We start from the raw sequence: 26,299 nt of genomic DNA, 5'->3' as shown, positions 1-26,299 counted from the left end.
ACGCTGCTGACCTGATTGAGCAGCTATAACGCTAAATACCCACCCCTCCGTCCGCGGTGCCCTGCAAGCATGCGAATCAAGCCTCATTCCCTCGTTATCTGCGCCCTGCTCATCGCCGTGGCAGGCGCCGCGCTGTGGCTGGGCAATCGCCCAACCCAGGAAAAATCCGCCAGCACCAGCGCCATCCCGGTGCGCGTGGTCAGCGTCAAACAGCAGGACGTGCCGCGCTTTGTCAGCGGGATCGGTTCGGTGCTGTCGCTGCACAGTGTGGTGATTCGCCCGCAAGTCGAGGGGGTGCTGACGCAGCTGCTGGTCAAGGAAGGCCAGGCGGTCGAGCAAGGCGACCTGCTGGCCACCATCGATGACCGCTCGATCCGCGCCAGCCTCGAACAGGCCAAGGCACAATTGGGCCAGAGCCAGGCGCAACTGCAGGTGGCCGAGGTCGACCTCAAGCGCTACCGCCTGCTGAGCACCGACAACAGCGTCTCGCGTCAGACCCTCGACCAGCAGCAGGCACTGTTCAACCAGCTCAAGGCCACGGTACTCGGCAACCAGGCGGCGATTGCCGCCGCCCAGGTGCAGCTGTCGTATACGCAGATCCGCTCTCCGGTCAGCGGTCGAGTAGGTATTCGCAATGTCGACGAAGGCAACTTCCTGCGCGTCGCCGATGCCCAGGGGCTGTTCAGCGTTACCCAGATCGACCCCATCGGCGTCGAGTTCTCGCTGCCGCAACAATTGCTGCCGACCCTGCAAGGCCTGCTCGCCGCGCCAACCCCGGCCAGGGTGCAGGCCTATCTGGAAGGCGACGGCGACAGCGGCGGCACCCTGCTGGGCGAAGGCCACCTGACCCTGATCGACAACCAGGTGGCGGCCAACACCGGCACCATCCGGGTCAAGGCCGAGTTCGCCAACCCGCAGGCGCGCCTGTGGCCCGGGCAACTGGTAACCCTGAAGCTGCAGACCGCGCTGGATCAAAAAGCCCTGGTGGTGCCGCCGCAGGTGGTGCAACGCGGCATCGACGGCCATTACGTGTACCGCCTCAATGGTGACAAGGTCGACAGCGTGCCGGTCAAGGTGCTGTACCAGGACAGCGTGCTGAACATCATTGCCGGGGTCGGGGTCGGCGACCAGTTGGTGTCCGACGGCCAGTCGCGGCTCAAGCCCGGCGCCCACGTTGAAATAGCCCCTGAGGCGCTGCCGGTAGAAGACGTGGCCAGCGGCAAGGTGCAGCCATGAACCCGCGCGGCTCGATTAGCGCCTGGTGCATCGACCGCCCGATCGCCACCCTGCTGCTGACCTTCGCCCTGGTGCTGCTCGGGGTCATCGCCTTCCCGCGCCTGCCGGTGGCGCCGCTGCCTGAAGCCGACTTCCCAACCATCCAGGTCACCGCACAACTGCCCGGCGCCAGCCCGGAAACCATGGCGTCATCGGTAGCAACGCCGCTTGAGGTGCAGTTCAGCGCCATCCCTGGCATGACCCAGATGACCTCCAGCAGCGCCCTGGGCTCGACCAACCTGATCCTGCAGTTCACCCTCGACAAGAGCATCGACACCGCCGCCCAGGAAGTCCAGGCCGCGATCAACACCGCCACCGCGCGCCTGCCCCAGGACATGCCCAGCCCGCCGACCTGGCGCAAGGTCAACCCGGCCGACAGCCCGGTGCTGATCCTTACCGTGAGCTCGGCGCAGATGCCGGCCAACGAGCTCAGCGACTACGCCGAAACCCTGCTGGCCCGCCAACTGAGCCAGATCGACGGAGTCGGCCTGATCAACATCACCGGGCAATTGCGCCCGGCCATCCGCGTGCAGGCCCAGCCAGAAAAACTCGCGGCGTTGGGCCTGACCCTGGCCGACCTGCGCCAGGCCATCCAGCAAACCAGCCTGAACCTGGCCAAGGGCGCGCTGTACGGGCAGAACAGCGTGTCGACCATCGCCACCAACGACCAGTTGTTTCACCCTGAGGAATACGCGCAACTGATCGTCTCGTACCGCGACGGCGCGCCCGTGCACCTGCAGGATGTCGCCAAGGTCATCAACGGCGCCGAAAACGCCTATGTCAAAGCCTGGTCCGGCGAGCAGCAAGGCCTGAACCTGGTGGTGTTCCGCCAACCCGGAGCAAATATCGTCGATACCGTCGATGGGGTCATGGAGGCTTTGCCGGGGCTTGAGCAGATGCTGCCGGCGTCAGTACAGGTATCGGTGCTCAACGACCGCACCCAGACCATCCGCGCCTCCCTGCACGAGGTGGAGATCACCCTGATGATCGCCGTGCTGCTGGTGATCGGGGTGATGGCGCTGTTCCTGCGCCAATGGTCGGCGACCCTGATCGTTTCCAGCGTGCTCGGCGTGTCGCTGGTGGCCAGCTTCGCCCTGATGTACCTGTTCGGTTTCAGCCTGAACAACCTGACCCTGGTGGCCATCGTCATCTCCGTGGGCTTTGTGGTCGATGACGCCATCGTGGTGGTGGAGAACATTCACCGCCACCTGGAAGCCGGCGACAGCATGCGCGAGGCAGCCATCAAGGGCTCGGGCGAGATCGGCTTTACCGTGGTGTCGATCAGCTTCTCGCTGATTGCCGCGTTCATTCCGTTGCTGTTCATGGGCGGCGTGGTTGGGCGGCGCCGCCCGCAGCACAACGCGCATGACACCCCCAGCCGCCTGCTCGGCTGGTACGAGCGCGGGCTGGTCAAGGCCCTGGCCCACCAGCGGCTGATGCTGGGTATTTTCGGCCTGACCTTCGCCTTGGCAGTGGTCGGTTACATTGCGATACCCAAAGGCTTCTTCCCGGTGCAGGACACCGGCTTCGTACTCGGCACCAGCGAGGCGGCAGCCGATGTGTCCTACCCGGACATGCTCGAAAAACACCAGGCACTGGCCAAGATCGTCGAAGCCGACCCGGCAGTACGGGCCTTCTCCCACGCCGTCGGGGTGACCGGCAGCAACCAGACCATCGCCAACGGCCGCTTCTGGATTGCCCTCAAGGATCGTGGTGATCGCGACGTGTCGGCCAGCGAATTCATCGACCGCCTGCGGCCGAAACTGGCCAAAGTGCCGGGTGTAGTCCTGTACATGCGTGCTGGCCAGGACATCAACCTGAGCTCCGGGCCGAGCCGCAGCCAGTACCAGTACGTGCTCAAGAGTAACGACGGCCCGGCGCTGAACCTCTGGACCCAGCGCCTGACCGAACGCCTGAAGGCCAACCCGGCCTTTCGCGACCTGTCCAACGACCTGCAACTGGGCGCCAGCGTCACCCGCATCGACATCGACCGCAAGGCTGCGGCGCGCTTCGGACTGACCACCAGCGACGTCGACCAGGCGCTGTACGATGCCTTCGGCCAGCGGCAGATCAGCGAGTTCCAGACCGAGACCAACCAGTACAAGGTGATTCTCGAACTCGACGCCCGTCAGCGCGGCAAGGCCGAAAGCCTCAACTACTTCTACCTGCGCTCACCGCTGAGCGGCGAGATGGTGCCGCTGTCGGTGCTGGCCAAGGTCGCGCCGCCGAGCACCGGGCCACTGTCGATCGCCCATGACGGCCTGTTCCCGGCCGCCAACCTGTCGTTCAACCTGGCCCCCGGCGTGGCCCTGGGCGATGCGGTGCAGATCCTCGAACGCACCCAGCGCGAACTGGGCATGCCCGACTCGATCATCGGCACCTTCCAGGGCGCGGCCCAGGCCTTCCAGAGTTCGCTGTCGAGCCAGCCATGGCTGATCCTTGCCGCACTGGTGGCGGTGTACATCATCCTCGGCGTGCTCTACGAGAGTTTCGTCCATCCGCTGACCATCATCTCCACCCTGCCCTCGGCCGGCCTCGGCGCCCTGACGCTGTTGTGGCTGTCGGGCCAGGACTTCTCGATCATGGGCCTGATCGGCATCGTGCTGTTGATCGGCATCGTCAAGAAGAACGGCATCCTGCTTATCGACTTCGCCCTCGATGCCCAGCGCCGTCAGGGCCTGAGCGCCGAAGAGGCGATCCACCAAGCCTGCCTGACGCGCTTTCGGCCGATCATGATGACCACCCTCGCCGCCCTGCTCGGCGCCGTGCCGCTGATGTTCGGTATGGGCGCCGGCGCCGAGCTGCGCCAGCCGCTGGGCATTGCCGTGGTTGGCGGGCTGCTGGTCAGCCAGGCGCTGACACTGTTCACCACACCGGTCATATACTTGGCCCTGGAGCGCCTGTTCCACCGGCGCCAGACGGCCGTGACCCTGGCGCAATCCGATGCCAGTTGAGAGCCGATCATGCGTGTGCTGATTATCGAAGATGAAGAAAAGACCGCCGATTACCTGCACCACGGCCTGAGCGAGCAAGGCTTTACCGTGGACCTGGCGCGCGATGGTATCGATGGCCTGCACATGGCCCTGGAAGGTGACTACGCAGTAATCGTCCTCGATGTGATGCTCCCGGGCCTGGACGGCTTCGGCGTGCTGCGCGCCTTGCGTGCGCGCAAGCAGACGCCGGTGATCATGCTCACCGCCCGCGAGCGGGTCGAAGACCGCATTCATGGCCTGCGCGAAGGCGCCGACGATTACCTTGGCAAGCCGTTCTCGTTCCTGGAACTGGTCGCCCGCCTGCAAGCCCTGACCCGCCGTGGCGGTGCCCATGAACCGGTGCAGATCCAGGTCGCCGACCTCTGGGTCGACCTGATCAGCCGCAAGGCCAGCCGCGCCGGGCAACGCCTGGACCTGACCGCCAAGGAGTTCTCGCTGCTCAGCGTGCTGGCCCGCCGGCACGGCGAGATTTTATCGAAGACGGCCATCGCCGAGCTGGTCTGGGACATCAATTTCGACAGCGACGCCAACGTCGTCGAAGTGGCAATCAAGCGCCTGCGCGCCAAGCTCGACGGCCCGTTCGAAACCAAACTGCTGCACACCATACGAGGCATGGGCTATGTTCTGGAAAACCGTGCCGACTAACTCCATCGCCCTGCGCCTGAGCGCGCTGTTCACCCTGGTGGCGCTGGGTGTGTTTCTGGTGATTGGCACGGCGCTGTACAAACAGGTCGACCGCAGCCTCGACCTGCTGCCCACCGCCGAGCTTGAAGCGCGCTTCAGCGTGCTTGAGTCGTCGCTGACCCGTTACGACACCCGCGAGCACTGGCTGAAAATCACCAACAAGCTCAACCTGCTCAGCGAAGAAGACCGGCGCATCCGCTTCTGGGTGGTCAGTGGCGGCAGCCCGTTCGAGTACGGCCAGCCGGATGCCAGCATCCGCGACTTTGCCCTGGGCCCGCTGGGCATGCGCGACCTGCGCCTGGCCGGCAGCCCCTACCCGTACAAGGTGCTGGTCAGCGAACTGCCGGCCATGGGCACGCGCCCGGCCCTGCGCTTTCTGATCGGCATCGACACCGAGACCTTCTGGCACACCCAGCACACCTTGCTGGTGGCGATCATCAGCCTGTCGGTGTTTGGCGTGCTGCTGGCCTCGTTGCTCGGTTACTGGGTGGCGCGCTATGGCCTGCGCCCGCTGCTGGCGCTGTCGGCTGAAGCACAGAAGCTGGCGCCACCGCGCCTGAGCGGGCGCCTGCAACTGGCCGACCTGGCGCCGGAGCTGGCACAGTTTGCCAGTGCGTTCAACTCAACCCTTGAGCGTGTCGACCTGGCCTACAGCCGTTTGGAAGCCTTCAACGCCGATGTCGCCCACGAGCTGCGCTCGCCGCTGACCAACCTGATCGGCCAGACCCAGGTTGCCCTGACCCGTGGGCGCAGCGCCGAGCACTACTTCGAGGTGCTGCAATCGAACCTTGAAGAGCTGGAACGCCTGCGCAGCATCATCAACGACATGCTGTTCCTCGCCAGCGCCGACCAGGGCAGCAAGGCCACCGCCCTGACCTGCAGCTCGCTTGCCGAAGAAGTGGCGACCACCCTCGACTACCTGGATTACATCCTCGAAGACGCGCGCATCCGCGTGCAGGTCAGTGGCGATGCCCAGGCCCGGATCGAAAAGGCCCAATTGCGCCGGGCGCTGATCAACCTGCTGAACAATGCGGTGCAACACACCTTGCCCGAGCAGGTAATCCAGGTGCGTATCGAGGCGCAGGACGGCCAGGTGAGCATCGCCGTGAGCAACCCGGGGCCGGCGATTGGCGAGGAACACCTGGCGATGCTGTTCGAGCGCTTCTACCGGGTGGATGCAGCGCGCAGCAACAGCGGCGCGGGCAACCACGGGCTGGGGCTGGCGATCGTCAAGGCGATTGCCCTGATGCATGGCGGCAGCGTGTTTGTGCGCAGCCAGGCGGGGGCCAATACCTTCGGGATCCTGTTGCCAGCTTGAGGGCCTCATCGCGGGTCAAGCCCGCGATGACTATTACCTTTGACGCAACAGTTCTTATCCCAAAAGTAACTGTTTCCCACGCCCATTTCCGACTAATTTAGTCAGACCTAATCCACACTTGCCAAGCAAGAAGGTTGTTGCAAATGTCCAACAGTATGGGTGTTGCCAGCGTATTCGTCCTGTCGTCCCTGTTGCTGTCGCCACTGGCCATGGCTGAAGAATCCCAGGCCTTTGTTGCCCGTAATGCCGAGCGTGCCGCCGTCGTCCAGGAAGCCATCGCCACACACAAGGCCGAGCAGGCGCAAAGCCTGGAACAGACCGCTTCCAAGGCTGAGGCAAGTGACGCTTCCGAGAGCTGATAGAGCCACGTTCCACCCCTTCGACTCCCTCGATGCCCGCACAGGTGACTTGAGCGCCTGTGCGGTTGTCTTTCAAAGCCGCTGCCGATCAGCGGCTTTTTTTTCGTGTGCCGAAAAGTGCCAGCCTGCTGGCCCGTTTGTTCATTACACGATCGTCTTTCGCACAATAAAAACTGCCGTACATTCACCCCAAGGAGTCCACACCGGTGAACACTGCTTTACGCTTCACCCCACTGTTCGTTGCATTGGCTGCAACGATGCCCTTCACCGCCCAGGCTGACGAGGAAAAGGCCGAAGGTTTTATCGAAGGGTCGAGCCTCAACGTGCACGCACGCAACTACTACCTGAACCGCAACCAGCTGCTGCCAGGTGTGCGTGACAACCGCGAATGGGGCCAGGGTTTTCTCGGTAAGTTCGAATCCGGCTACACCCCAGGCACGGTCGGTTTCGGCCTGGATGCCCACGCCATGCTCGGGCTGAAACTCGACGGCGGTGGCGGCACCTCCGGTTCCAGCATCCTGCCGATCAACACCAAGGCTAATGGCGAGCCGGGCAAGGCCCATGATTCGTTCTCCACCGCCGGCGCTGCGCTGAAGATGAAAGCCTTCGACACCGAGCTCAAGGCTGGCGACCTGTTCCTCACCAACCCGGTGATCGCCGGTGGCGAGTCGCGCATGCTGCCGCAGACCTTCCGCGGCGTCAGCATCACCAACCACAGCTTTGACGGGGTGATGCTCGAAGCCGGCCAGGCCAGCTTCACCAAGCCCTATAACCAGAGCGGCCACCGGCGCATCAACACCTTCTACGGCAAGCTTCCGGACGAGCGCGACAGCCGTCACCTGAACTGGGTGGGCGCCGCCTGGAGCGGCGTGCCGAACCTGACCTCGAGCCTGTATGCCGCCGAGCTCAAGGACATCTGGAACCAGTACTACTTCGACCTCGACTACACCTGGCAGCTCAACGAACTGGTCAGCCTCAACCCCGGCCTGCACTTCTATCACACCCAGGACACCGGCCAGGCGCTGCTCGGGCACATCGACAACAACACCTACAGCCTGCATTTCACCGTCAACGTCGGCTACAACAGCCTCACGGCGGTGTACCAGCGGGTCAACGGCAACACCCCGTTCGACTACATCAACCAGGGCGACAGCGTGTTCCTGGACAACTCGCAGATCTACTCGGACTTCAACGGCCCCAACGAACGCTCGTGGAAGCTCAAATACGCCTACGACTTCGCCGGTGCCGGCATCCCGGGCCTGACCTCGATTGTGTCCTACTCGCGCGGTGAGCTGGACATGAGCAAGGTCGACCCCAACAGCGTTGGCTACCGCCACTGGTACAACGCCGAGGGTGAGAACGCCCAGCACTGGGAACGTGACGTCGACCTGCAGTACGTGTTCCAGGAAGGCCAGCTCAAGGACCTTTCGGTACTGCTGCGCTGGGCCTCGCACCGTGGTACGCAGGGTTACTCGGCGATCGATAACGATGTCGACGAGTACCGGGTGATCGTTGACTACCCGCTGAACATTTTCTGATCAACCATGCAGGAGCGAGCTTGCCTCGCGATGCGATGTGACTGACTCATCGCAATCGCCGGGCAAACCCGCTCCCACATTCGTCAGAAGACACGATTAAATCCTTGTCCGACAATCCTTGGCCCCCTAGAATACGGCCGCCGCGCAGTAATACCGCACTTTCTAGACGGCCTTCGGCATCAGTGAACATGACGTTGCCCACCCGATCCCAGCGATCCGCCCTGTACAAGTCTCATCCGGAGCTGATCCTCAATCTGGGCAGTTGCCTCGCGGTGCTCGCTATCGTCGCCATCGTCACCTTCCTGTTGATGCGCGAACGCAGCAGTGTCGAACAGGCCGCCGCACGCTCGGCCAGCAATATCGTGCAACTGATCGAAAGCGACATCGTGCGCAATGTCGAACTCTATGACCTCTCACTGCAAGGCCTGATCTGGGCCGTGCAGCGCCCGGAACTGCTCGCCGTACCTCTCGAGCTGCGCCAACAGATTCTGTTCAACCAGGCCGTTACCGCACCGGTACGCGGCGATATCCTTTGGCTCGACGCCAGGGGCAATGTAGTCGCCGACTCCACCAGCCCCGTCCCGCGCCTGGCCAATTTCGCCGACAGCAAAGACTTTCAGCAGCACCGCGACAACCCTGATCTGGGCCTGGTCATTGGCCAGCCCTTCAAGGCACGGTTGGGCGACCTGGACTGGTGCATCAGTTTCAGCCGGCGGATTTCCGGGCCCCACGGCGAATTTCTCGGCGTGGCTGCCGGCGCCTTGCGCCTGTCGTACTTCAGCGCGCTGTTCCAGCGCCTGGACATCGGTCGCGACAGCAGCATCAACCTGATGAACATCGACGGTGCCCTGCTGGTACGCCAGCCGGGTACGCCCGACGAGCCACGCATCGGCCAGAACTACAGCGACCGGCCAAACTTTCAGCGCATGCGCGCCGATGTCAGCGGCACCTTTGCCGGGGTTTCTACCCGTACCGGCAAAGAGCGCCTGTTCACCTTCGCCCGGGTCGGCGACTTGCCGCTGATCGTCATCGTCGCCCACTCGGCCGATGAGGTCTTTGAGTCGTGGCGGCGCACCGCGCTGCTGGTGAGCGTGGCGACCGGCGTGCTGTGCATCGGTATTCTCTGGCTGACCCTGCTGCTGGGCCGTGAGCTGCGCCGCCGGCAGAGCGCCGAACAAGGCCTGGCGGCGCTGGCCGCCACCGACAGCCTGACCGGCCTTGCCAACCGTCGGCGCCTGGATCAGGTACTGCGCCAGGAATGGGCGCGCAGCCTGCGCAATGCCCGGCCACTGGCGGTGCTGATGGTCGATGTCGATCACTTCAAGGCCTTCAACGATCGCCATGGTCATCCGGGCGGCGATGCCGCCTTGCGCCAGGTGGCCGCAACGATTGCCAACAGCATCCGCCGCCCGGCCGACCTGGCCGCGCGCTATGGTGGCGAGGAATTTCTGGTGGTGTTGCCGGAGACGGAACTGTCGGGGGCACTGCTGCTGGCCGAACGTATTCGTGCAGCCGTTGAAGCACTGCCGCCGTTTGGCGATGACACCGCGCCGGTCACCGTCAGCATCGGTATCGGTTGCCACACGCCAGGCGCCCAGCAAGATCTTCAGACCTTGCTGGGCGCTGCCGATGAGGCGCTTTACCGTGCCAAGGGCAACGGTCGCAACCGCGTCGAAGCCGCTGCTTAAGAGCTGGCGCGAGCCTGGTTGCGCAGGGCCTTGACCTGGTCATGGTTGCGCTGCACGCCATGGTACTGACGTTCAACCAGGGCATAGACCTCGCTGCTTGGCAGGGTGTTGAGGCGGGCCAGTTTTTCCAGGGCGTCCTTGTAGGCTTTGAGGGCATGGTCCTCGCCGCGCTCGACTTCGTTGAGCACCGCTTCTTCATCCTTGCCGGTAAGCATCGACTTCAAGTTGACCCAACCACGGTGCAGGTCACCGCTGACGCTGGTTGAGGTTTCCGGATCGCCACCGAGGCTGCGCACTTGCTGCTGCAGTTCTGCAGCGGCAGTAGCGCATTCACCGGCACGCTGGATGAAGTAGCTTTTGAGCTGGGGATTCTTCACATCCTCGGCAGAGGTTTTGAAACCCTTTTCACCGTCCTTGCTGAATTCGATCAGTTCGTTGAGAACCGAGACGACTTCTTTGTTGGGGGTAGTCATGACATTGCTCCTTTGCATGAGGGAAGATGCAATAGATCGGAGCAGGGTTCGTGCCAGCCTGACAACTTGAAAAATATCGCTATATTTCAATGACTTGAAATTAAATGAACTTATGACTTTCACGCGTTCTGCATGAACTGTCCTTTGGCCTTCATGCAGATTGCATGTATGTTGGCCCCATCCCTTCAAAGAACAGCGTTGCCATGAACCCGGAAGCCCTCGTCCTGCTGGTCACCCGCGAAATGCCCTACGGCAAGTACCAGGGCCGGCTGATCGCCGACCTGCCTGGTCATTACCTCAACTGGTTCGCCCGCCAGGGCTTTCCCAAGGGCGAGCTGGGCAGCCTGCTGGCGCTGATGCACGAGGTCGATCACAACGGCCTGAGCGACCTGCTGGTACCCCTGCGCAAGAAGTACCCGCGCCCGCGCACCTGATCAGGCCTTGGCCGGCTGTACCGCCAACTCCACCCCTTCACCGCGCTTGAGCACGGCATACACCAGCGCCGTCAGCAGGCTGCCAGCGACAATCGCCAGCAAGTACAGCAAGGCATGGTTGATCGCATTGGGGATCAGCATGACGAACAGGCCGCCATGGGGCGCCATCAGCTTGCAGCCAAAATACATCGACAAGGCGCCGGTCAGCGCGCCGCCGACGACACTGGCCGGGATCACCCGCAGCGGGTCCTTGGCGGCAAACGGAATCGCCCCCTCGGAAATGAAGCACAGGCCCAGCACCAGCGCCGCTTTGCCGGCTTCGCGTTCGCTCTGGGCGAACTTGCGCCGGGCAATGAAGCTGGCGATGCCCAGGCCAATGGGCGGCACCATGCCGGCGGCCATGGTCGCGGCCATCGGTGCATAACTCTGCGAAGCCAACAACCCGACGGAGAACGCATAGGCCGCCTTGTTGATCGGCCCGCCGAGGTCGACGCACATCATCCCGCCGAGCAACACGCCGAGCAGAATCGCGTTGGTGGTACCCATGCTGTCGAGAAAATGGGTCAGGCCTTCGAGCATGCCGGCCACCGGTTTGCCGACCACATAAATCATCACCAGACCGGTGAACAGGCTGGCCAGCAGCGGGATGATCAGGATCGGCTTGAGCGCCTCAAGGCTGCTGGGCAAGCGCGCCCAGCGGCTGATGGCCTTGGCGCTGTAGCCGGCGAGAAAGCCTGCGACGATACCGCCGATAAAACCCGCGCCGAGGGTGCTGGCCAGCAGGCCGCCAATCATCCCCGGTGCCAGGCCCGGACGGTCGGCAATCGAATAAGCAATGTAACCGGCAAGCAGCGGCACCATCAGTTTGAACGCCGCATCACCGCCAATTTGCATCAAAGCGGCAGGCAATGTGCCGGGCTCTTTGTAAGCCTCGATTCCGAACACGAACGACAGCGCGATCAGCAAGCCACCAGCCACCACCATCGGCAGCATGAACGACACGCCGGTGAGCAGGTGCTTGTACACCCCGGTTTTTTCGCTGCGCGCAGGCGCTGCGTTTTCGCCTTGCGTGGCAGTTTCTTCGCGGCCTTCGGCCAGGGCTTTTTTCAGCGTGGCCTGGGCCTGCTTGAGGGCCACGCCAGTACCGCAGCGATAGATGCGCTTGCCGGCAAAGCGCGCAGTGGGCACCTCGATGTCGGCCGCCAGCAGCACCACATCGGCTTCGGCGATGGCCGCTGCCGACAAGGGGTTACGCGCGCCTACCGAGCCTTGGGTCTCGACACTGAGCGCATAGCCCAGTTGCTGCGCCGCCTGCTGCAACGCCTCGGCGGCCATGAAAGTATGGGCCACGCCAGTCGGGCAGGCGGTGACAGCAACGATTTTGGCGCTGCGCTCTACCGGCGCTGCAAGCTGCTCAGCTTCGGGCTGATAGACCACAGCCTTGTCGGCCGCTTCACGCAGAAAGTTTTCCACATCCGCCAGCGCTTGCGCCGGGGTGCTCTGGTACAGGCGCTTGCCGGCAAAACGGCGCAGGTCCAGCGGGCCGGTGTTGATCACCAGCACCCAGTCGGCTGCGGCAATCGCCGCTGCAGACAACTGGCGCTCGGGTTGCTGCGGGTCGTGCACTTCGACGCTGGTGCTCCAGCCCTGGCGCAGGGTCGCCGCCTCCAGCAGGCGCGCACTGAGCACACTGGAGACCTGGCCATTGGGGCAGGCGGTGACGATGGCAATGTTCATCTGCAACCCTCTTGTTGTTCTTCTGTCAGCTGCACCTGGCTTTCCAGCTGCGCCAGTTGCGCCCGGTCATTGATGCCGAAGCCGATCTGGGTGACCGCCTGGGCGGCAATCGCCGTAGCCCGGCGCAGGGTTTGCGCAGGCGTGTCGGCGTTCAGCAGACCATGGACCATGCCCGCCAGCAGCGAATCACCGGCACCAACGGTACTGGCCACCTTGACCTTGGGCGGCAGTGCGCCAAGGGCGATGCCCTGGCGGAACCAGTTGACGCCCTGCTCGCCCTGGGACACCACCACATGCTCGACGCCCTGGCCGATCAACTTGGAGGCTGCTTGTTGCTGTTCAGCAAAGTCATGCACAGCGCTACCGAGCACTTCGCCCAGTTCATCGGTGTTCGGCTTGACCAGCCAAGGCCCGCAGGCAAGCCCGGCGCGCAAGGCTTCGCCGCTGCTGTCCAGGGCCACTTTCAGGCCCATGGCCTTGAGCCGGGCCAGGAGCATCTGCAGCCACTGCGGGCTGATACCGCGCGGCAGGCTACCAGCGACCACCACCGCATCGTGGCCGGGGGCGATCTGTTCCAGACGGGTCAACAGCTCCAGGCGCGCCTGTTCATCGACCTGCGGGCCGGGGCCGTTGATATCGGTAACCTGGCCATCGGCTTCGACCAGCTTGATGTTGCAACGGGTCTCGCCCGCCACCCGCACGAAGCAATCGGCAAAGCCACGGCGGGCGATCAGGGCCTCGAACGGCGCCAGGTTGTCGCGGCCCAAAAAGCCGCCCACGGTGACGCTGTGGCCCAGATCGGCCAGCACCTGGGCAACGTTCAGCCCTTTGCCGGCGGCGTGGCTGTGCTGCGCCTGGCTGCGGTTGACCTGACCTGCATGCAGGCTGTCGAGGCTGACGGTAAGGTCCAGCGCCGGGTTCAGGGTCAGGGTCAGTATCTTGGCCATCAACGGGTCTCCACCAGTGCCCGCACTGCGCCGGCACTGCCCTGCAGCAACGCTTGGCGCGCCAGCTGCTGGGCATGTTCAAAGTTCAGTTCACGTACTTCGGCTTTCACCTCGGCAATGCTCCTTGCGGCAACGCTCAGCTCATCGACGCCAAGGCCAAGCAACACCGCCACCGCCTGCGGATCCGCCGCCAGCTCGCCGCACACCCCCACCCACTTGCCGTGGGCATGGGCGGCGCGCACGGTGATGTCGATCAGTTGCAGCACCGCTGGGTGCAGGCCGTCGGCTTGCGCCGAGAGGCTCGGGTGGCCACGGTCGATGGCCAGGGTGTACTGGGTCAGGTCGTTGGTGCCGATGCTGAAAAAGTCCACTTCCTGGGCCAGCACTGGCGCCAGCAAGGCAGCCGACGGCACCTCGATCATGATCCCCAGTTGCAGGTCGCTGACGGCGATGTCCTCGCGCAGGCGCTCGACCATGGCCCGGGCCTGGCGCCACTCTTCGAGCTGGCCGACCATCGGGAACATAATCCGCAGCGGCCGATCACCTGCAGCACGCAGCAAGGCACGCAACTGGCTTTCCATCACTTGCGGGCGTTGCAGGGTCAGACGAATGCCGCGCACGCCGAGGAAGGGGTTTTCTTCCTTGGCGATCGGCCAGTAAGGCAAGGGTTTGTCGCCGCCGACATCGAGGGTGCGCACTACCAGCGGGCGCCCGGCAAGGCCATCGAGCACGCGGCGGTATTCGGCCTCTTGCACCGCTTCGTCGGGGGCTTGTTGGTGGGCCATGAAAATCAGTTCGGTGCGCAGCAGGCCAACGCCTTCGGCGCCCTGATCAACCACTGCTTCAATCCCGGCGCTTTCACCGATATTGGCGAACACCTCGATGGCATGGCCGTCACGGGTGATCGCCGGCTCCAGACGCCGGGCCTTGGCGGCTTGCAGGCGTTGCTCGCGGCGGTCGCGTTCGGCCAGGGCCCGTTCGAGTTCGTCAGCGGCTGGGGCGACGGTCAGGCGGCCGCGTTGGCCGTCGAGCAGCAACGGTGTGCCCGGGGCGATAAGCAGCACGGCATCGCCAGCACCCACCACAGCGGGAATGCCCAGGGCGCGGGCGACGATGGCGCTATGGGCGGTGGCGCCACCACGGGCGGTAAGAATTCCGGCTACCCGTTGTGGGTCGAGCCGCGCCACATCAGAGGGGCCGACCTCTTCCATCACCAACACATAAGGCTGCTGCGGCGCCGGCACTTCGGCTTCGCCGCACAACTGGGCCAATACCCGTCGGCCGATATCACGCAGGTCGGCAGCACGTTCGGCGAGCAGCGCGTCGTGCAAGGACTCCTGCTGACGCGCAGCGGCATCGATCACCGCCATCCAGGCGGCGGCCGCGCTTTCGCCCTGGCGCAGGCGCTGGTCGACTTCGTCGGTGAGGTCCGGGTCGGCGAGCATCTCCTGATGGGTAACAAAAATCTCGCGGATGGCCTTGGCCGGGCTGCGCTGGGTCAGTGCTTCAATCTCGTGGTTCACATTGGCCAGTGCTTGCTGCAGGCGTTGCCGCTCAATGGGTAGCGACTCACCGCGCAGCGGATAGTCAAACTCGCGCAGCACCTGGACATGCGCCGGGCCACTGGCAATGCCCGGTGCGGCGGCAACACCCTGGATCAGCGCACCGGCTACCGGCGCCACACGTTCAGGCTCGGCCATCACTTCGATGACCGCTTCGACGACCGGCGCCAGCGCCTCGACCTCCTCACCCAGGCCCGCCGCGATGGCGGCCAGCAGTGCGGGCAAGGCATCGTTGGCGATGCTTGGTTCGGCGATGATTTCCAGCATCTGCCCACGCCGTGCGCCGAGGCTGAGCAGCTTGCTCAGGCTCTTGGCCGACACCGCCGGCTGGCCGCTGTCGACCAGGCGCAGGCGAATCTCGCCTTCGAAATTTTTTGCCAGTTGCGCCAGTTCCTTGGCCGGACGCGCATGCAGGCCGTGGGCGTTGGCCAGGCCGATACGCGCGCTGGGCCAGTCGGCGGGCAACTCGCCGCCCAGCACTTCCAACACAGTGCGGCTGTTGGTGGCGCGGCACAGCTCCTGGCCGCGGCCTTCGATCAACAGCGTGCACAGGCGCTCAAGCAAGGCCTGATGCGCGGCACCGAGACTGGCCAGGCAGAACAGGCCATGCACCGGCTGGCCATTGTGGCGCAGCGGATGCTCCGGGGTGACGAAGGCCAGACCCGGCTGGCGCACCGCCTGCTCGCTGTGCAGCCACCACAGACCCTCGCCCAGCGGCAGCGGATCAACCTGCTGCAACACCCCGGCAAAGCCACCGCCGACACATTCCGCGCGGGTCAGCAGGCGTGCGGCGCGCCATACCAGCTCGTCAAAATCTTCGGCGGGCACGCCCAGGCCGATCATTTGCGCATCCAGCGCCAGCTCTTGGGGCGCGCCTTGCAGCAATTTGAGCAAGGCTTCGGCGGAGCTGGCACGGCGCAGGGCTTCGGCCAGATCGGTCTCGCCCAGGGCGCGGGTCAGCAGTTGCAGCAGGCGCAGGTGCTCGTCGGAGCGAGCGGCGATGCCGATGGCCAGATAGACCCTCTGGCCGTCGCCCCAGTCCACCCCCTCGGGGAACTGCAGCAGGCGCACGCCGGTGGCATGCACCAGCTCGCGGGTTTGCGGGGTGCCATGGGGGATGGCAATACCTTGGCCGAGGAAGGTCGAGCCTTGCGCTTCACGGGCTTGCAGCCCGGCCAGATAGCCGTCGGCAACCAGGCCATCACTGACCAGGCGCTCGGCCAACAGGTGCAGTGCCGCCGACTTATCCACAGCCGACTGGCCCATGGATATCTGCTCCACGGTGAGCTCGAGCATGACCTTCTCCTTTGCAGCACCAGGTCGGTGCTGAGGTATTGTTGTGAATTGTTCAGCTGAGGGCCAGTTGCAATGGCCCTGTCCAGGCGAATGGATCGGCAGAAAAATCGCCTGCTGAAACGTTTAATCTAAATTCACGAGCACGTTACTCGATAATGTGGGATCAATGAAGCCCTGCTTGTCGTATTGCGGGGCGGCAGGGGCCTCATCGCGGGGCAAGCCCGCTAGAACTGTGAACAACATTGCCCATCTTGTAGGACAATTGCGACAATGGTCGTCTGCGCCCTCCTCCCAGGATCGGCGACAATACCCGGTCAGGCTCTGCAGCCAGTCTCGGTAATAACAAGGAAAATGCGGTGAAACTCAGCGATATCGCGCGTCTGGCCGGTGTGTCCGTCACCACCGCCAGCTACGTCATCAATGGCAAGGCCGAACAGCAACGCATCAGCAACAGCACTGTCGAGCGGGTGCGGGCGGTGGTCGAAGCCCATGGCTTCACCCCCAACCCCCAAGCCGCGGGCTTGCGCAGCCGGCACACGCGTACCCTCGGGTTCATCCTCCCCGACCTGGAAAACCCCAGCTACGCACGCATCGCCAAGCAACTGGAACAACGCGCCCGGGCCCAGGGTTACCAACTGCTGATCGCCAGCAGCGACGATCAGCCCGACAGCGAGCGCCAGTTGCAGCAGCTGTTCCGCGCCCGTCGTTGTGACGCCCTGTTCGTCGCCAGTTGCCTGCCGCCAGAAGACGACAGCTACCGCGAACTGCAAGCCAAGGGTATGCCGATTATCGCCATCGACCGCAGCCTCGACCCGGCGCACTTCTGCTCGATCGTCAGCGACGACCGCAACGCCAGCCAGCAACTGACCCGCAGCCTGCTGGCCAGCAAGCCTGCGCACATCGCCCTGATCGGCGCCCGCCCGGAGCTCAGCGTCAGCCAGGCCCGCGCTGGCGGTTTCGATCAGGCCCTGGAAGGCTTCAGCGGCAAGATCAGCCGCCTGCAAGGCGAAGCCTTCAGCCGCGAGTGCGGCCAGCGCCTGATGAACCAACTGATCGAAGAACTCGGCCGCCTGCCCGACGCCCTGGTGACCACCTCCTACGTGCTGCTGCAAGGCGTGTTCGACGTACTGCAAGCGCGCCCGGCCGACTCGCGCAGCCTGCAACTGGGCACCTTCGGTGACAACCAACTGCTCGACTTCCTGCCGCTGCCGGTCAACGCCATGGCCCAGCAGCACGGCCTGATCGCCGAAACCGCGCTCAAACTGGCCCTCGCCGCCGTTGAACAGAAGCAATACGAACCCGGTGTGCACGCCATCGGTCGAACCTTCAAACAGCGACTCTTCACGGCCTGAGCATGCGCCTGATCGACACCCACACCCACCTGGACTTTCCAGACTTCGACCCCGACCGCCCGGCCCTACTGGCCAACGCCCGGGCTGGCGGGGTCGAGCGCATGGTGGTGCTGGGGGTGTATCAGGACAACTGGCAGCGCGTCTGGGACCTGGTGCGCAGCGACGCGCAACTGTACGCCGCGTTCGGCCTGCACCCGGTCTACCTCGACCAGCACCGCCCCGAACACCTGAGCGCACTGGGCGACTGGCTGACCCGCCTGCGGGGCGAGCGCCAGCTGTGCGCCGTCGGCGAATTCGGACTGGATTACTACCTGCCCGAACTCGACCGCGAGCGCCAACAGGCGCTGTTCGAAGCCCAGCTGCAACTGGCCGCGGACTGCAACCTGCCCGCCCTGCTGCACGTGCGCCGCAGCCACGCGGTGGTGATCGCCACGCTCAAGCGCTACAAGCTCAAGCGCGGCGGCATCATCCACGCCTTTGCCGGCAGCGTCGAAGAGGCCCGCGAGTACCACAAGCTCGGCTTCAAACTGGGCCTGGGCGGCGCCGCGACCTGGCCGCAAGCGCTGCGCCTGCACAAGGTGCTGCCACAGTTACCGCTGGACAGCGTGGTGCTGGAAACCGACGCGCCAGACATGGCCCCGGTGATGTTCCCCGGCGTGCGCAACAGCCCGGAGCACCTGCCGCAGATTGCCCAGGCGCTGGCCGCGATCATGGGGATTGAGGTTGAGCGGCTGGCTGAGGTGAGTACGGGTAATGCTTGTGAGTTGTTTGGTTGGGCGTAGATCTTTCAGGCCAAAGCAACAATTTTCGGAAACGACCTACATACCCATCAACTTATTCGAATCTAGGCTGCGCTCTCTGACTACAGGGAGTAACGCTTATGGCCAATCATGGATACATGACCATCACCGCTCAGCTCGACCCAATCGTTTATATTTCTGCCATGAGGCTTGAAAAATGACACAGGTCAAGGGCAGTCACTGCGAAACACATCTAGATGTTATGTTGAAGTTGCAAAGCTCCTTTGGTGAAAGATTCAACTCCTTGCAGTTTCATTCCGCCAGCGGTGAAATTGTTATGGGTGTTGAATTGCGAAATGCTGAAACGGGCTGTGAGATTCTAGATAAGCAAGGGCTCAGTTGGGTGTGTGAGTGTCGACGGTTCGACGAGCAGTTGAAAATTGTGTCTGGCGAGGATGGAGTGCCACCCGGCACCAGATACCGAGTGACGTTGGGTGATGGCAAGATTGTTGGGGGATGTATTGATACTGCGGGCTGCACTGAGAGAATTAAGAGCGCCAATGCGGTGCGGGTGGAGAGGATTGAATTTTTAGTAGATGAAATGAATGTGTGCTGCGATCACGGGCACGTCGAACAGTTTTCACCATCCTTTGAGCTTAAGGGTATTGAAACCTCCGAAGAAGGCTATGGTATCTCGGTAAAAACTGTCACGATAAAAAAGGGTTATCGCTACCTGACGGAAGGAGAAAAGAGGTTCGCACGCTTACTTTTCAAAGAGTCAATTGATTATGGCGCCGTGAGGGTCTACAACAAAAAATATTTGCCATTTCAACCTCAGCTAATGGCTATTGCGCCGAACGGAAACATATACTTTCACCCGGCGGACTTTAAAGAAGATTTTTCTACTGAAGTGCGAGATAAGCGCTGGTTTATTCATGAAATGGTGCATGTGTGGCAGCATCAGCTGGGGTACCCGGTTTTTTGGCGAGGTGCAGCGCGAATCAGCCTTGATTATAATTACACGCTAGCAGAAGGTCGTCGACTGAGCGATTATAACATGGAGGCTCAGGGAGAGGTTTTAGCGGACTATTTCGTATTAAAATTCTTGGATTCCCCCAGGGCAATGAGAATGTATGAATACTCAGACCACCTGTGGCTTTATGAGGATGTGCTCAGTGAATTCATTGAAAATCCGGCGTCGCCAGTTAACCTGCCTTAGTTCCGTTCTGGGATTATCGGTGTCATTGGTGGCGTGCGTGACTGACGTACGGATGCAGGAGGCTGAAGTGAGGGAGGTCATGGGAGCGGCTTGCTTTGCTGTGGGGGCATGGGGTTCATATCGTGGTGACTCGGCTCCTCGGCTGGCGGCTCTAGAGGTTTATGATTCCGCGGTGTCTCCTTCAAAGATCGTTTGGTCATTTGCTTACCCCACAGGTCAACAACAGCCCCTTTCGAGCGATATCTGTATTCCCTACGGAGTCACTCCTAAAGGGGCAATTGTCTCAGATCGTGCAGAAGCTCTACAGCCAGGAAGGGTTTATGAAGTTTACATAAACGCGCGCTTTGAGGATCCAACAAATCCAACATTTGGTTTTGTGAAAAAATTCTGCTTAAAAGCAGGACCTGGCGGTAGCGCAAACGTTGTTCAGATTGCGTATGTTGATGATAAAGGCTGGGATTCGAAAGTTTGTATGTAGTAGATTCTTTCAGCAGGCGTGTCGTTAGTGTTTTCGAGGTGACACCTTTAGAGAAATCAAGCAAGAACAGCGGAGTTTTCTCAACCCGTCGATGTCAGCCAACACAGTGCAACCGTGGCCACTTGCTCAACCACGCCTTGGCCACAATCCGCTCTTCATAGACCGACCGCTTCTCTACCACAAAACGCCGGCTCGGCCTGAGCAACAGCTCGAACAAGTCATCAAGCCCCAAAGGCGCCGACACTTCACATACATCTTCAGCAGTGCGTCGTACCGCAATGGCGGTAGCCGTTTCACACCAGAAGGACATCGCTTCGGCTGATGAACTGTAGGGCGCATCGCCGTTGCGGCTGTGCATGCGCGCCTGGTTCTTTACCGACCAGTCGATGCCGGGAGCCAGCTCGCGCAACGTCGCTTCCAGGCGTTGGTCTTCGGTAGCGTCTGCCCGAGCCGGATCAAACCAGATGACATCCACGTCCCCGGTGAGCGGTGACGGCGTACGGCCGTGGAGGTAATCCCACACCGCATTGCGAACAAACCCGGCACCGATCCAGCAGTCCGCAAGGTCCAGGCGCCGGACCACCTCAAGCACCTGCCACCTGCGCACATCGGTCGAGATAATCTGCTGCACCCGTGCTTCATGATTCATAGCGCTTCCTTGCTGAAATACCGACTTGGCGCCGCTCCCAGCACCTTGCGAAACACACTGGTAAACGCACTCGGGCTGCTATAGCCCAGGTCCACCGCCACCCGGGTAATCGGCTCGCCATTGCCCAGGCGCACCACCGCTGCCAACAGGCATGCTTGCTGGCGCCATTCGACATAGCTGATACCGGTTTGCTGCCGAAACAGCCGGGTGAACGTGCGCCGGCTCCTGCCCACCTGCCGGGCCATGTCATCGATGCTCACTTCAAGCGACGGTTGCTGCAACAGCCGCTGGCACGCCTGGGCCAGGCGCGGATCATCCGGCAGCGGCGCGTTCAGCGACAGCGGCGCCATGCTGGCGATTTCGTGCAGCAGCAAGGCCATCAAATGACCGTCGCGCTCCGCTTCCGCATACAGCGCCGGCACCTGCGCCGCCTGAATCAGCAACTGGCGCAAAAACGCCGACACATCGAACACCTGACACAACCCCGGCAACCCCAAACGCGCCACCGCCTCGTTGCTGATGTAGGTGTTGAGCATGGTCACCGGCCCGCTCATGGCCATCTCATGGGGCACCTGCGCCGGCACCCAGATCGCCCGTTGCGGCGGCACCACCCAGTTGCCCTGGCGCGTGAACACGGTGATCACCCCACAGGCCGCATAGGCAAACTGCCCGCGCCGATGGGTATGCAGGGCGAAGTGATGGCCATCGGCATAGTCGACGGCGGTCACCACTGCATCGCGGGGAATGTGTTCATACGGGTCAATTTCAATCATGGCCCGAATCTACCGACCTACGACCCGTTAGCGCAAGCGGGCCAGCCCCTGCATTGCGCATAGTTGCGCCCTGCCCGCCTGTGGATAACAACACCATGCAACGAAAACACCTGCTGCTCGCCGTGCTGGTGACAGCCGTCTGGGGCCTGAACTTCCCCATCAGCAAACTGGCCCTGGCCGAGATCGACCCGCTGTTGCTCACCGCCCTGCGCTTCAGCCTCGCCGCCCTGCCCTGGATTTTCTTCATCAAACGCCCGCCCGTGGCCCTGGGCTGGCTCGCCGCTTATGGCTTGATCTTCGGCGTGGCGATGTGGGCGCTGATCAACTTAGGGATCAGCCTGGGCGTGCCACCGGGCACCGCTGCCCTGCTGATCCAGTTCAGTGCCTTCTTCACCTTGGGGTGGGGCGTGCTGCTGTTTCGCGAAGGCATGAGCCTTGGCCAGTGCGTTGGCGTGGTACTCGCCGCCCTGGGCTTGATCTGCATTATCGCCAACAGCCCCGGCCAGGCGACGACCGCGGGCTACAGCGTAGTGCTGGTCAGCGCCTTCAGCTGGAGCCTGGGCAACGTCATCATCAAACGCACGAAAGTGCGTGAGATGTTTGCCTTTGTGGTGTGGGCCAGCCTCTTCCCGCCGATCCCCTTGCTGCTGCTCACCTGGCTCAACCATGGCAGCGCGCCGTTCACCGCCCTGGCCAGCCACGTTGAGGGCATCGCGCTGCTATCGCTGTTGTTCCAGGTCTATGCGGCGACGCACTTCTGTTACTGGGGCTGGAACCTGTTGCTGCGCGAGTACCCGGTTTCAACCGTCGCGCCGCTGTCGTTGCTGATCCCGGTATTCGGCATCGCCGGCTCCATCGTCATGCTCGGCCACCATATAGACCGCAACGAAGGCATTGCCATTGCCCTGATTCTGGCGGCCCTTGTAACTGGGCTGATCAAGACCCGCCCGCTGCTGCGCCGAGCGCGCTAAAACCAACCGCGATCATCTTCCAGCTCCTGGCGACAGGCCTTGAGCTGGGCACCGTAGAGCCGCGACTGCGCCTCCACCTTGCGCGCCACCTGCATCAGCCACGGCTTGCTGCGATAGGTCCCACGACTAAAACCGCCGCGCCCTTCGTGATAGGCCAAGTACTGGTTGTAGGTATCCCACTTGGAAATCCCCAACTGGCGCTGGGTGCCGGCGGTGTACCAGCCAATGAACATTACCGCGTCATCGAAGTTGTCGCGTGAGCCGCCATTGCCGGTGCCAGTCTTGTACTCACCCCAGACCGGGTCCTGGGCCTGTGCATAACCATAGGCCGAACTCACCCGCCCCCACGGGATTACCCACAGCAAGTAATCGCGGGGCGGCAGCGCATCAGAGACGAAACTGCTTTCCTGCTTCATGATCGCCATCGCCACATGTTGCGGCGTGCCGAACTGCTGCTGCATCTTCAGCGAATCTTCGTACCAGTCTGGGTACTCGCGGTAGATATTGCACAGATTGTTCTGATCCCTCGGCGGCGCCGTGGCGCAGCCCGACAAGACCGCAACCATCAACATCAGCGCCCACACTCGCCCTTGTTTCATCCATCGCCCCAGCAGAAAAAGAGGGCTTTCGTTGCCCTTCGTACATAACGCAGCGCCTGGCCGGGCCAGGTTGCGGTGACCTCCTATGATGGCGTGGGTGATGGCAGGGTCACCAGTGGGTTGCGTTGATTTGTAACGAATAGTCGCGAGAACGGTACTTTAACGGCGGAAATCTTCAGAATTTCCTGATTCCCTGTAGTCCATTTCCCAATCATACTTTTGCCGCTTTTAAAGCATTGCAGTGGTCCCGGTAGGACTCTAGTCTCGACCGGTCGTTGGCAATTCAACGACCGGTTTTGACAGGCCGACTACACCGTGGACATGCGCAAGCCTTTATGGCGATTGTGCGTGGGGCACCTTCGTGTGCGCCGAGTTCTCCGGTGTTCGGTCTGTCAACCCACGTACAGTTGCCACCCATTTGTTTGACAGCAGATTCGTGGCGGCTCCACTCACCGGGGAGACACCATGTTAAAAATCGTCCCAGATCCACCGCATCATCCCAACCAATTCCTTGAAGACCTGCTCGTCCAGACTTCCGAATATCTAGTCTGCGCGCTGACTATTGCCCAACAAACGGTGCTACTGCATCCCAGACCGCCTGGGCAGGTACTGACCTTGGCCACCATGCATGAGATTGAACACGCCCGAAGCTTGATTGAAGTGGCTTTGAGCAAGGTTCAATTGAAGCACTGAGGTTAATTTCAGAAGAGCGCCAGTGTTGCTTAGGCAAGGCTGGCTGCCTGCTTTAGGAGGTATGGATGAACGATGATCATGCTTCAGTTCTGAAAACGATAGGCGTCGGCACATTCGGCGAAGGCCCGAGCGGGAAGACCACTGAACGACTGTTTCGGGTTGAACCAGGGCATAGTGCGGATTTTGTTCTGGAGCAGGCGGCGTTGCTGATGGGGTGCGTGAGCAAGCTGACTCATCAAGCGATGATCGAAGAGGATGAAGCGATGGCTTGTGCGGCTCATTTTCTGAGCGGGATGGCGAAGGCGTTGGTTGAGGATTTGGCGACGGCGAATAGCCGTTCGCAATGAATTGCCTGGTCTCGTAGAAACCTATTTGCCTTAACATGGTCTGCTAACCTGCTGATCCACAGAATGAAGTCCAATGAGTATGAATAAATCACCTCTTTTGTTTTCTTTGGCGCTGCTACTGGCCGTGGGCGTGATGCCCGCACACGCCAAACAGCGAGTCACGCTGAAAACGCCTGCGTCGGGCGTGCTCTGCGACCGTTACGTGTGCGCCAATGACAAAGGCATCTCCCGCGAGCTAACGGAAAAGTACCTAGGCAAGAAGGCAGCGACGACCGACGTCTTCACATCGAGCGACGTTGACCTGACCCAATTCACCTTCGCTAACGGGATATTCTGCGACGTAAAAGAGCGTCTGTGTCGCGAAGATCGCTACTACGGCGCGAACGGGGAGCGATCTGGGGCCATCTCTAAAAAATACACCAAAGCGCTGTTTGGTGAATGACCGAAGGTGGCGGGCGAGGTTGAGCGAGTCTGACTATCCTCGCCAACACCGCCTCCCTGTTGTACTCAGCCCTCCGCTGTACCTTTTCTCAAGCAAGCCCCTACCTTCCCGAGCTCGAAAAATCTTCTCAAATTATCAAGAACATCGTACTCGGTTACTTTCTCGTCCCGAACCATGATGGCCTTTTGTTTAGTCAGCCATAGATGGTTTTCCTTGTTTTTATTGGGCACTACCGAAATTTCGAAACTCATCTTTGAATTTCCCGGCACGGCGCCGGTCACCTTGGCGTGAGTGAAGTTGAACGTGAGTTCATTGTCTTTGCTTGGCGAGGCGTTTTGCACGCTAGTAATTGGCATTTCGGCTTTTGCAACTGATGGGAGCTTAGCGGAGTACGACACGCTCCCATTGTGTACTTTCTTGGTTATTTCCAAAAAATACTTCTCGCTATCTTCCGCACTTTCCGGAACCGTGCAGTCCTCACCTTCAGTTATGAAGTACGTGCCTTCGAACTCATAAGAGGGTGCGTTCTCGCAGGCCGCGAGGGACAGTGACACTAGACCAACTAAGGCTAACTTCCATTTTGTCACGCTGGACACTCCGTGATTCCATGGCTTCCATTATCCGCAATACTCATCAGTGGTACCAGCTGAATGTCCCTAATTAGTCCTTGGACCAGTAGATAGACAACAAGAGATCAGGATAAACCAGAAACAACAAAGCCCGCAGAAGGCGGGCTTTGTTGGGAGCTTCGTGGAGATCTTAGACTGCTAGAAATCCGATATCTGGTGCCGGAGACAGGAGTCGAATTAGGCACCCATAGACCCCGTATTTATTGACCTCTAGCCTCTATATTTCCAAACCGTATACCTAACCATATACCTAAAACCCAATTCACCCTCGCCCCCTGCCTCGGCGGCATCGCAAGACACATCCCGCCGAGCAGCAACTCTGCCTGCCTGTCTTCTGACCGCTTAGCTGGCCGGTCGGCTAACGGCTGAGATGCAGCCGCGCTCTTACAGCAAGCGTCAAGTCAAGTTTTCGGGATCGTTTGGGTCTCAACCGAATGAAACAGAAGACGGACATCCCAAGGAAAATCTCAGCTGCAGGGAAACCGCGAGTCCCCGTACCCGTGTAGGGAGGGGGGTATGGGGAGGACCCAAAAAAAGGCAGCGCAGGGGGCGCTAACGATGAGCCGCAGGCTTTCTGGTCCGGACCCCGGCAAAGCGGCCGCTAGCCAATTCGGGAAGAACAGGGGCTTGGCTCGCTGCTGGCATCAGCCCTTTCCGGGGCGTGGGGAGTGGTAACCATTAAAAAGCCGGTGTTCTTGGTGTTCTTGGTGTTCCGAAAGCGCTGGAAACCAGGAGCCACGGGACCTGTAGCCCAGGAACACCATTGCGAACATGTGGAACACGAAGGTGCAGGAACACAAAAGGTGTTCCGTACCCGTTAGAATCAGGTGGACCGCTAAGGAATGGGGCTTGAGGTGGCTATTAAGCAAGTTAGGTTGGTACACCACACCAGTGCTAAAGGCCGGCCAGCAGGAGGAGGACGGGTATGTATAGTCGAGACAGAGGATCCGAGCCTATTTACGTTAATCGCCTCAACGACGTTTCACGAGGGTTAGCTAGGCCCAGTTCGGTCATTACCCGGCTCTAGCTTACACCCTTGGCTCTCGAAACTTACACTGCCTTGGTGAGACAACACCGCGTCGGACGCCCCCCTTTGAATTTGG

At 61.6% G+C, this 26,299-nt stretch carries 24 protein-coding genes; 16 read left to right on the top strand and 8 right to left on the bottom strand.

Annotation, left to right across the window (positions count from 1 at the left end; translation table 11 throughout):
* The first annotated feature begins 69 nt into the window (after positions 1-69).
* The 7 genes from F8N82_RS01725 (at position 70) to F8N82_RS01695 (ending at position 9,855) form a co-directional block, all read left to right on the top strand.
* Entirely contained in the window at positions 70-1,236 is a 1,167-nt protein-coding gene (locus tag F8N82_RS01725) for an efflux RND transporter periplasmic adaptor subunit (RefSeq protein ID WP_038998759.1), read from the top strand.
* The gene (locus F8N82_RS01720; protein ID WP_150776755.1) at positions 1,233-4,229 is read left to right on the top strand and encodes an efflux RND transporter permease subunit; all 2,997 of its coding nucleotides are present in this window, start codon (positions 1,233-1,235) and stop codon (positions 4,227-4,229) included. Before F8N82_RS01725 ends, F8N82_RS01720 begins: the two co-directional genes overlap by 4 nt.
* A gap of 9 nt (positions 4,230-4,238) precedes the next feature.
* Positions 4,239-4,913, top strand: a complete 675-nt coding sequence (locus F8N82_RS01715) for a heavy metal response regulator transcription factor (protein ID WP_038998756.1) — start codon at positions 4,239-4,241, stop codon at positions 4,911-4,913.
* Positions 4,888-6,270 carry a heavy metal sensor histidine kinase gene (locus F8N82_RS01710; protein ID WP_038998755.1) on the top strand — a complete coding sequence of 461 codons (1,383 nt, stop codon included), beginning with the start codon at positions 4,888-4,890 and terminating at the stop codon, positions 6,268-6,270. Before F8N82_RS01715 ends, F8N82_RS01710 begins: the two co-directional genes overlap by 26 nt.
* A gap of 143 nt (positions 6,271-6,413) precedes the next feature.
* Positions 6,414-6,629: a hypothetical protein gene (locus F8N82_RS01705; protein ID WP_038998754.1), complete on the top strand. Its 216-nt coding sequence runs from the start codon at positions 6,414-6,416 to the stop codon at positions 6,627-6,629.
* A gap of 206 nt (positions 6,630-6,835) precedes the next feature.
* Complete coding sequence (locus F8N82_RS01700) at positions 6,836-8,167, top strand: OprD family porin (RefSeq protein ID WP_038998753.1); 1,332 nt, start codon at positions 6,836-6,838, stop codon at positions 8,165-8,167.
* Positions 8,168-8,361: 194 nt separating this feature from the next.
* The gene (locus tag F8N82_RS01695) at positions 8,362-9,855 is read left to right on the top strand and encodes a GGDEF domain-containing protein (protein ID WP_038999716.1); all 1,494 of its coding nucleotides are present in this window, start codon (positions 8,362-8,364) and stop codon (positions 9,853-9,855) included.
* Here the strand turns inward: F8N82_RS01695 and F8N82_RS01690 are convergent.
* Positions 9,852-10,328, bottom strand: a complete 477-nt coding sequence (locus F8N82_RS01690; RefSeq protein WP_038998752.1) for a ferritin-like domain-containing protein — start codon at positions 10,326-10,328, stop codon at positions 9,852-9,854. The two genes, F8N82_RS01695 and F8N82_RS01690, sit on opposite strands and share 4 nt — an antisense overlap.
* A gap of 203 nt (positions 10,329-10,531) precedes the next feature.
* On the opposite strand from F8N82_RS01690, the gene F8N82_RS01685 reads away from it, so the two are divergent.
* Positions 10,532-10,762 (top strand): DUF3820 family protein, encoded by a 231-nt coding sequence (locus F8N82_RS01685; RefSeq protein ID WP_038998751.1) that lies wholly within the window; start codon positions 10,532-10,534, stop codon positions 10,760-10,762.
* On the opposite strand, the gene F8N82_RS01680 is transcribed toward F8N82_RS01685, so the two are convergent.
* From F8N82_RS01680 to ptsP, 3 genes are read right to left on the bottom strand one after another with little or no spacing between them, the layout of a single operon-like run.
* Positions 10,763-12,499 (bottom strand): PTS fructose-like transporter subunit IIB, encoded by a 1,737-nt coding sequence (locus tag F8N82_RS01680; RefSeq protein WP_038998750.1) that lies wholly within the window; start codon positions 12,497-12,499, stop codon positions 10,763-10,765.
* Positions 12,496-13,446 (bottom strand): 1-phosphofructokinase, encoded by a 951-nt coding sequence (gene pfkB / locus F8N82_RS01675; protein ID WP_038998748.1) that lies wholly within the window; start codon positions 13,444-13,446, stop codon positions 12,496-12,498. The genes F8N82_RS01680 and pfkB overlap by 4 nt, the downstream gene beginning before the upstream one ends.
* Positions 13,446-16,304 carry a phosphoenolpyruvate--protein phosphotransferase gene (gene ptsP / locus F8N82_RS01670; protein WP_038998746.1) on the bottom strand — a complete coding sequence of 953 codons (2,859 nt, stop codon included), beginning with the start codon at positions 16,302-16,304 and terminating at the stop codon, positions 13,446-13,448. The genes pfkB and ptsP overlap by 1 nt, the downstream gene beginning before the upstream one ends.
* Positions 16,305-16,660: 356 nt before the next feature.
* Between ptsP and cra the strand changes: the two genes are divergently transcribed.
* The 4 genes from cra (at position 16,661) to F8N82_RS01650 (ending at position 20,093) form a co-directional block, all read left to right on the top strand.
* Complete coding sequence (cra, locus tag F8N82_RS01665; protein WP_038998745.1) at positions 16,661-17,656, top strand: catabolite repressor/activator; 996 nt, start codon at positions 16,661-16,663, stop codon at positions 17,654-17,656.
* Between the two features lie 2 nt (positions 17,657-17,658).
* Positions 17,659-18,438 carry a TatD family hydrolase gene (locus F8N82_RS01660; RefSeq protein WP_038998744.1) on the top strand — a complete coding sequence of 260 codons (780 nt, stop codon included), beginning with the start codon at positions 17,659-17,661 and terminating at the stop codon, positions 18,436-18,438.
* Positions 18,439-18,613: 175 nt separating this feature from the next.
* Positions 18,614-19,615 carry a hypothetical protein gene (locus F8N82_RS01655; protein WP_200889128.1) on the top strand — a complete coding sequence of 334 codons (1,002 nt, stop codon included), beginning with the start codon at positions 18,614-18,616 and terminating at the stop codon, positions 19,613-19,615.
* A 37-nt stretch (positions 19,616-19,652) separates the two neighbouring features.
* The gene (locus tag F8N82_RS01650; RefSeq protein WP_141231049.1) at positions 19,653-20,093 is read left to right on the top strand and encodes a hypothetical protein; all 441 of its coding nucleotides are present in this window, start codon (positions 19,653-19,655) and stop codon (positions 20,091-20,093) included.
* A 94-nt stretch (positions 20,094-20,187) separates the two neighbouring features.
* Here the strand turns inward: F8N82_RS01650 and F8N82_RS01645 are convergent, their stop codons facing one another.
* Positions 20,188-20,742: a nucleotidyltransferase family protein gene (locus F8N82_RS01645; protein WP_038998743.1), complete on the bottom strand. Its 555-nt coding sequence runs from the start codon at positions 20,740-20,742 to the stop codon at positions 20,188-20,190.
* Positions 20,739-21,515, bottom strand: a complete 777-nt coding sequence (locus F8N82_RS01640) for an AraC family transcriptional regulator (protein WP_038998742.1) — start codon at positions 21,513-21,515, stop codon at positions 20,739-20,741. The genes F8N82_RS01645 and F8N82_RS01640 overlap by 4 nt, the downstream gene beginning before the upstream one ends.
* Positions 21,516-21,610: 95 nt before the next feature.
* Here F8N82_RS01640 and F8N82_RS01635 point away from each other — a divergent pair, with 95 nt between their 5' ends.
* On the top strand, positions 21,611-22,486 hold the full coding sequence (locus F8N82_RS01635; RefSeq protein ID WP_038998740.1) for an EamA family transporter: 876 nt from the start codon (positions 21,611-21,613) through the stop codon (positions 22,484-22,486).
* Here the strand turns inward: F8N82_RS01635 and F8N82_RS01630 are convergent.
* Positions 22,483-23,085, bottom strand: coding sequence for a hypothetical protein (locus tag F8N82_RS01630; protein WP_038998738.1), 603 nt, complete (start codon positions 23,083-23,085; stop codon positions 22,483-22,485). The genes F8N82_RS01635 and F8N82_RS01630 overlap by 4 nt on opposite strands.
* 465 nt (positions 23,086-23,550) lie before the next feature.
* On the opposite strand from F8N82_RS01630, the gene F8N82_RS01625 reads away from it, so the two are divergent.
* From F8N82_RS01625 to F8N82_RS01615, 3 genes are all read left to right on the top strand, one after another.
* Positions 23,551-23,778 carry a hypothetical protein gene (locus tag F8N82_RS01625; protein WP_038998737.1) on the top strand — a complete coding sequence of 76 codons (228 nt, stop codon included), beginning with the start codon at positions 23,551-23,553 and terminating at the stop codon, positions 23,776-23,778.
* Between the two features lie 65 nt (positions 23,779-23,843).
* Positions 23,844-24,125, top strand: a complete 282-nt coding sequence (locus F8N82_RS01620) for a DUF3077 domain-containing protein (protein WP_052251627.1) — start codon at positions 23,844-23,846, stop codon at positions 24,123-24,125.
* Positions 24,126-24,198: 73 nt separating this feature from the next.
* Positions 24,199-24,567: a YcgJ family protein gene (locus F8N82_RS01615; RefSeq protein ID WP_224793701.1), complete on the top strand. Its 369-nt coding sequence runs from the start codon at positions 24,199-24,201 to the stop codon at positions 24,565-24,567.
* Positions 24,568-24,632: 65 nt separating this feature from the next.
* On the opposite strand, the gene F8N82_RS01610 is transcribed toward F8N82_RS01615, so the two are convergent.
* On the bottom strand, positions 24,633-25,154 hold the full coding sequence (locus F8N82_RS01610) for a hypothetical protein (protein ID WP_038999712.1): 522 nt from the start codon (positions 25,152-25,154) through the stop codon (positions 24,633-24,635).
* Positions 25,155-26,299: the final 1,145 nt, after the last annotated feature.

Origin of the sequence: Pseudomonas fluorescens (assembly GCF_902497775.2) — a bacterium.
Lineage (GTDB): Bacteria > Pseudomonadota > Gammaproteobacteria > Pseudomonadales > Pseudomonadaceae > Aquipseudomonas > Aquipseudomonas putida_F.
The sequence above is the reverse complement of the archived record's forward strand: the minus strand, read 5'-3'. Positions and strand labels throughout refer to the sequence as shown.

Excerpts from the sequence above, each read along its gene's own strand:
- F8N82_RS01725 (WP_038998759.1), top strand. The coding sequence starts at position 70 with ATGCGAATCAAGCCTCATTCCCTCGTTATCTGCGCCCTGCTCATCGCC.
- F8N82_RS01720 (WP_150776755.1), top strand. The coding sequence starts at position 1,233 with ATGAACCCGCGCGGCTCGATTAGCGCCTGGTGCATCGACCGCCCGATC.
- F8N82_RS01715 (WP_038998756.1), top strand. The coding sequence starts at position 4,239 with ATGCGTGTGCTGATTATCGAAGATGAAGAAAAGACCGCCGATTACCTG.
- F8N82_RS01710 (WP_038998755.1), top strand. The coding sequence starts at position 4,888 with ATGTTCTGGAAAACCGTGCCGACTAACTCCATCGCCCTGCGCCTGAGC.
- F8N82_RS01705 (WP_038998754.1), top strand. The coding sequence starts at position 6,414 with ATGTCCAACAGTATGGGTGTTGCCAGCGTATTCGTCCTGTCGTCCCTG.
- F8N82_RS01690 (WP_038998752.1), bottom strand. The coding sequence starts at position 10,328 with ATGACTACCCCCAACAAAGAAGTCGTCTCGGTTCTCAACGAACTGATC.
- F8N82_RS01685 (WP_038998751.1), top strand. The coding sequence starts at position 10,532 with ATGAACCCGGAAGCCCTCGTCCTGCTGGTCACCCGCGAAATGCCCTAC.
- F8N82_RS01680 (WP_038998750.1), bottom strand. The coding sequence starts at position 12,499 with ATGAACATTGCCATCGTCACCGCCTGCCCCAATGGCCAGGTCTCCAGT.
- pfkB (WP_038998748.1), bottom strand. The coding sequence starts at position 13,446 with ATGGCCAAGATACTGACCCTGACCCTGAACCCGGCGCTGGACCTTACC.
- ptsP (WP_038998746.1), bottom strand. The coding sequence starts at position 16,304 with ATGCTCGAGCTCACCGTGGAGCAGATATCCATGGGCCAGTCGGCTGTG.
- F8N82_RS01660 (WP_038998744.1), top strand. The coding sequence starts at position 17,659 with ATGCGCCTGATCGACACCCACACCCACCTGGACTTTCCAGACTTCGAC.
- F8N82_RS01655 (WP_200889128.1), top strand. The coding sequence starts at position 18,614 with ATGACACAGGTCAAGGGCAGTCACTGCGAAACACATCTAGATGTTATG.
- F8N82_RS01645 (WP_038998743.1), bottom strand. The coding sequence starts at position 20,742 with ATGAATCATGAAGCACGGGTGCAGCAGATTATCTCGACCGATGTGCGC.
- F8N82_RS01640 (WP_038998742.1), bottom strand. The coding sequence starts at position 21,515 with ATGATTGAAATTGACCCGTATGAACACATTCCCCGCGATGCAGTGGTG.
- F8N82_RS01635 (WP_038998740.1), top strand. The coding sequence starts at position 21,611 with ATGCAACGAAAACACCTGCTGCTCGCCGTGCTGGTGACAGCCGTCTGG.
- F8N82_RS01630 (WP_038998738.1), bottom strand. The coding sequence starts at position 23,085 with ATGAAACAAGGGCGAGTGTGGGCGCTGATGTTGATGGTTGCGGTCTTG.
- F8N82_RS01625 (WP_038998737.1), top strand. The coding sequence starts at position 23,551 with ATGTTAAAAATCGTCCCAGATCCACCGCATCATCCCAACCAATTCCTT.
- F8N82_RS01620 (WP_052251627.1), top strand. The coding sequence starts at position 23,844 with ATGAACGATGATCATGCTTCAGTTCTGAAAACGATAGGCGTCGGCACA.
- F8N82_RS01615 (WP_224793701.1), top strand. The coding sequence starts at position 24,199 with ATGAGTATGAATAAATCACCTCTTTTGTTTTCTTTGGCGCTGCTACTG.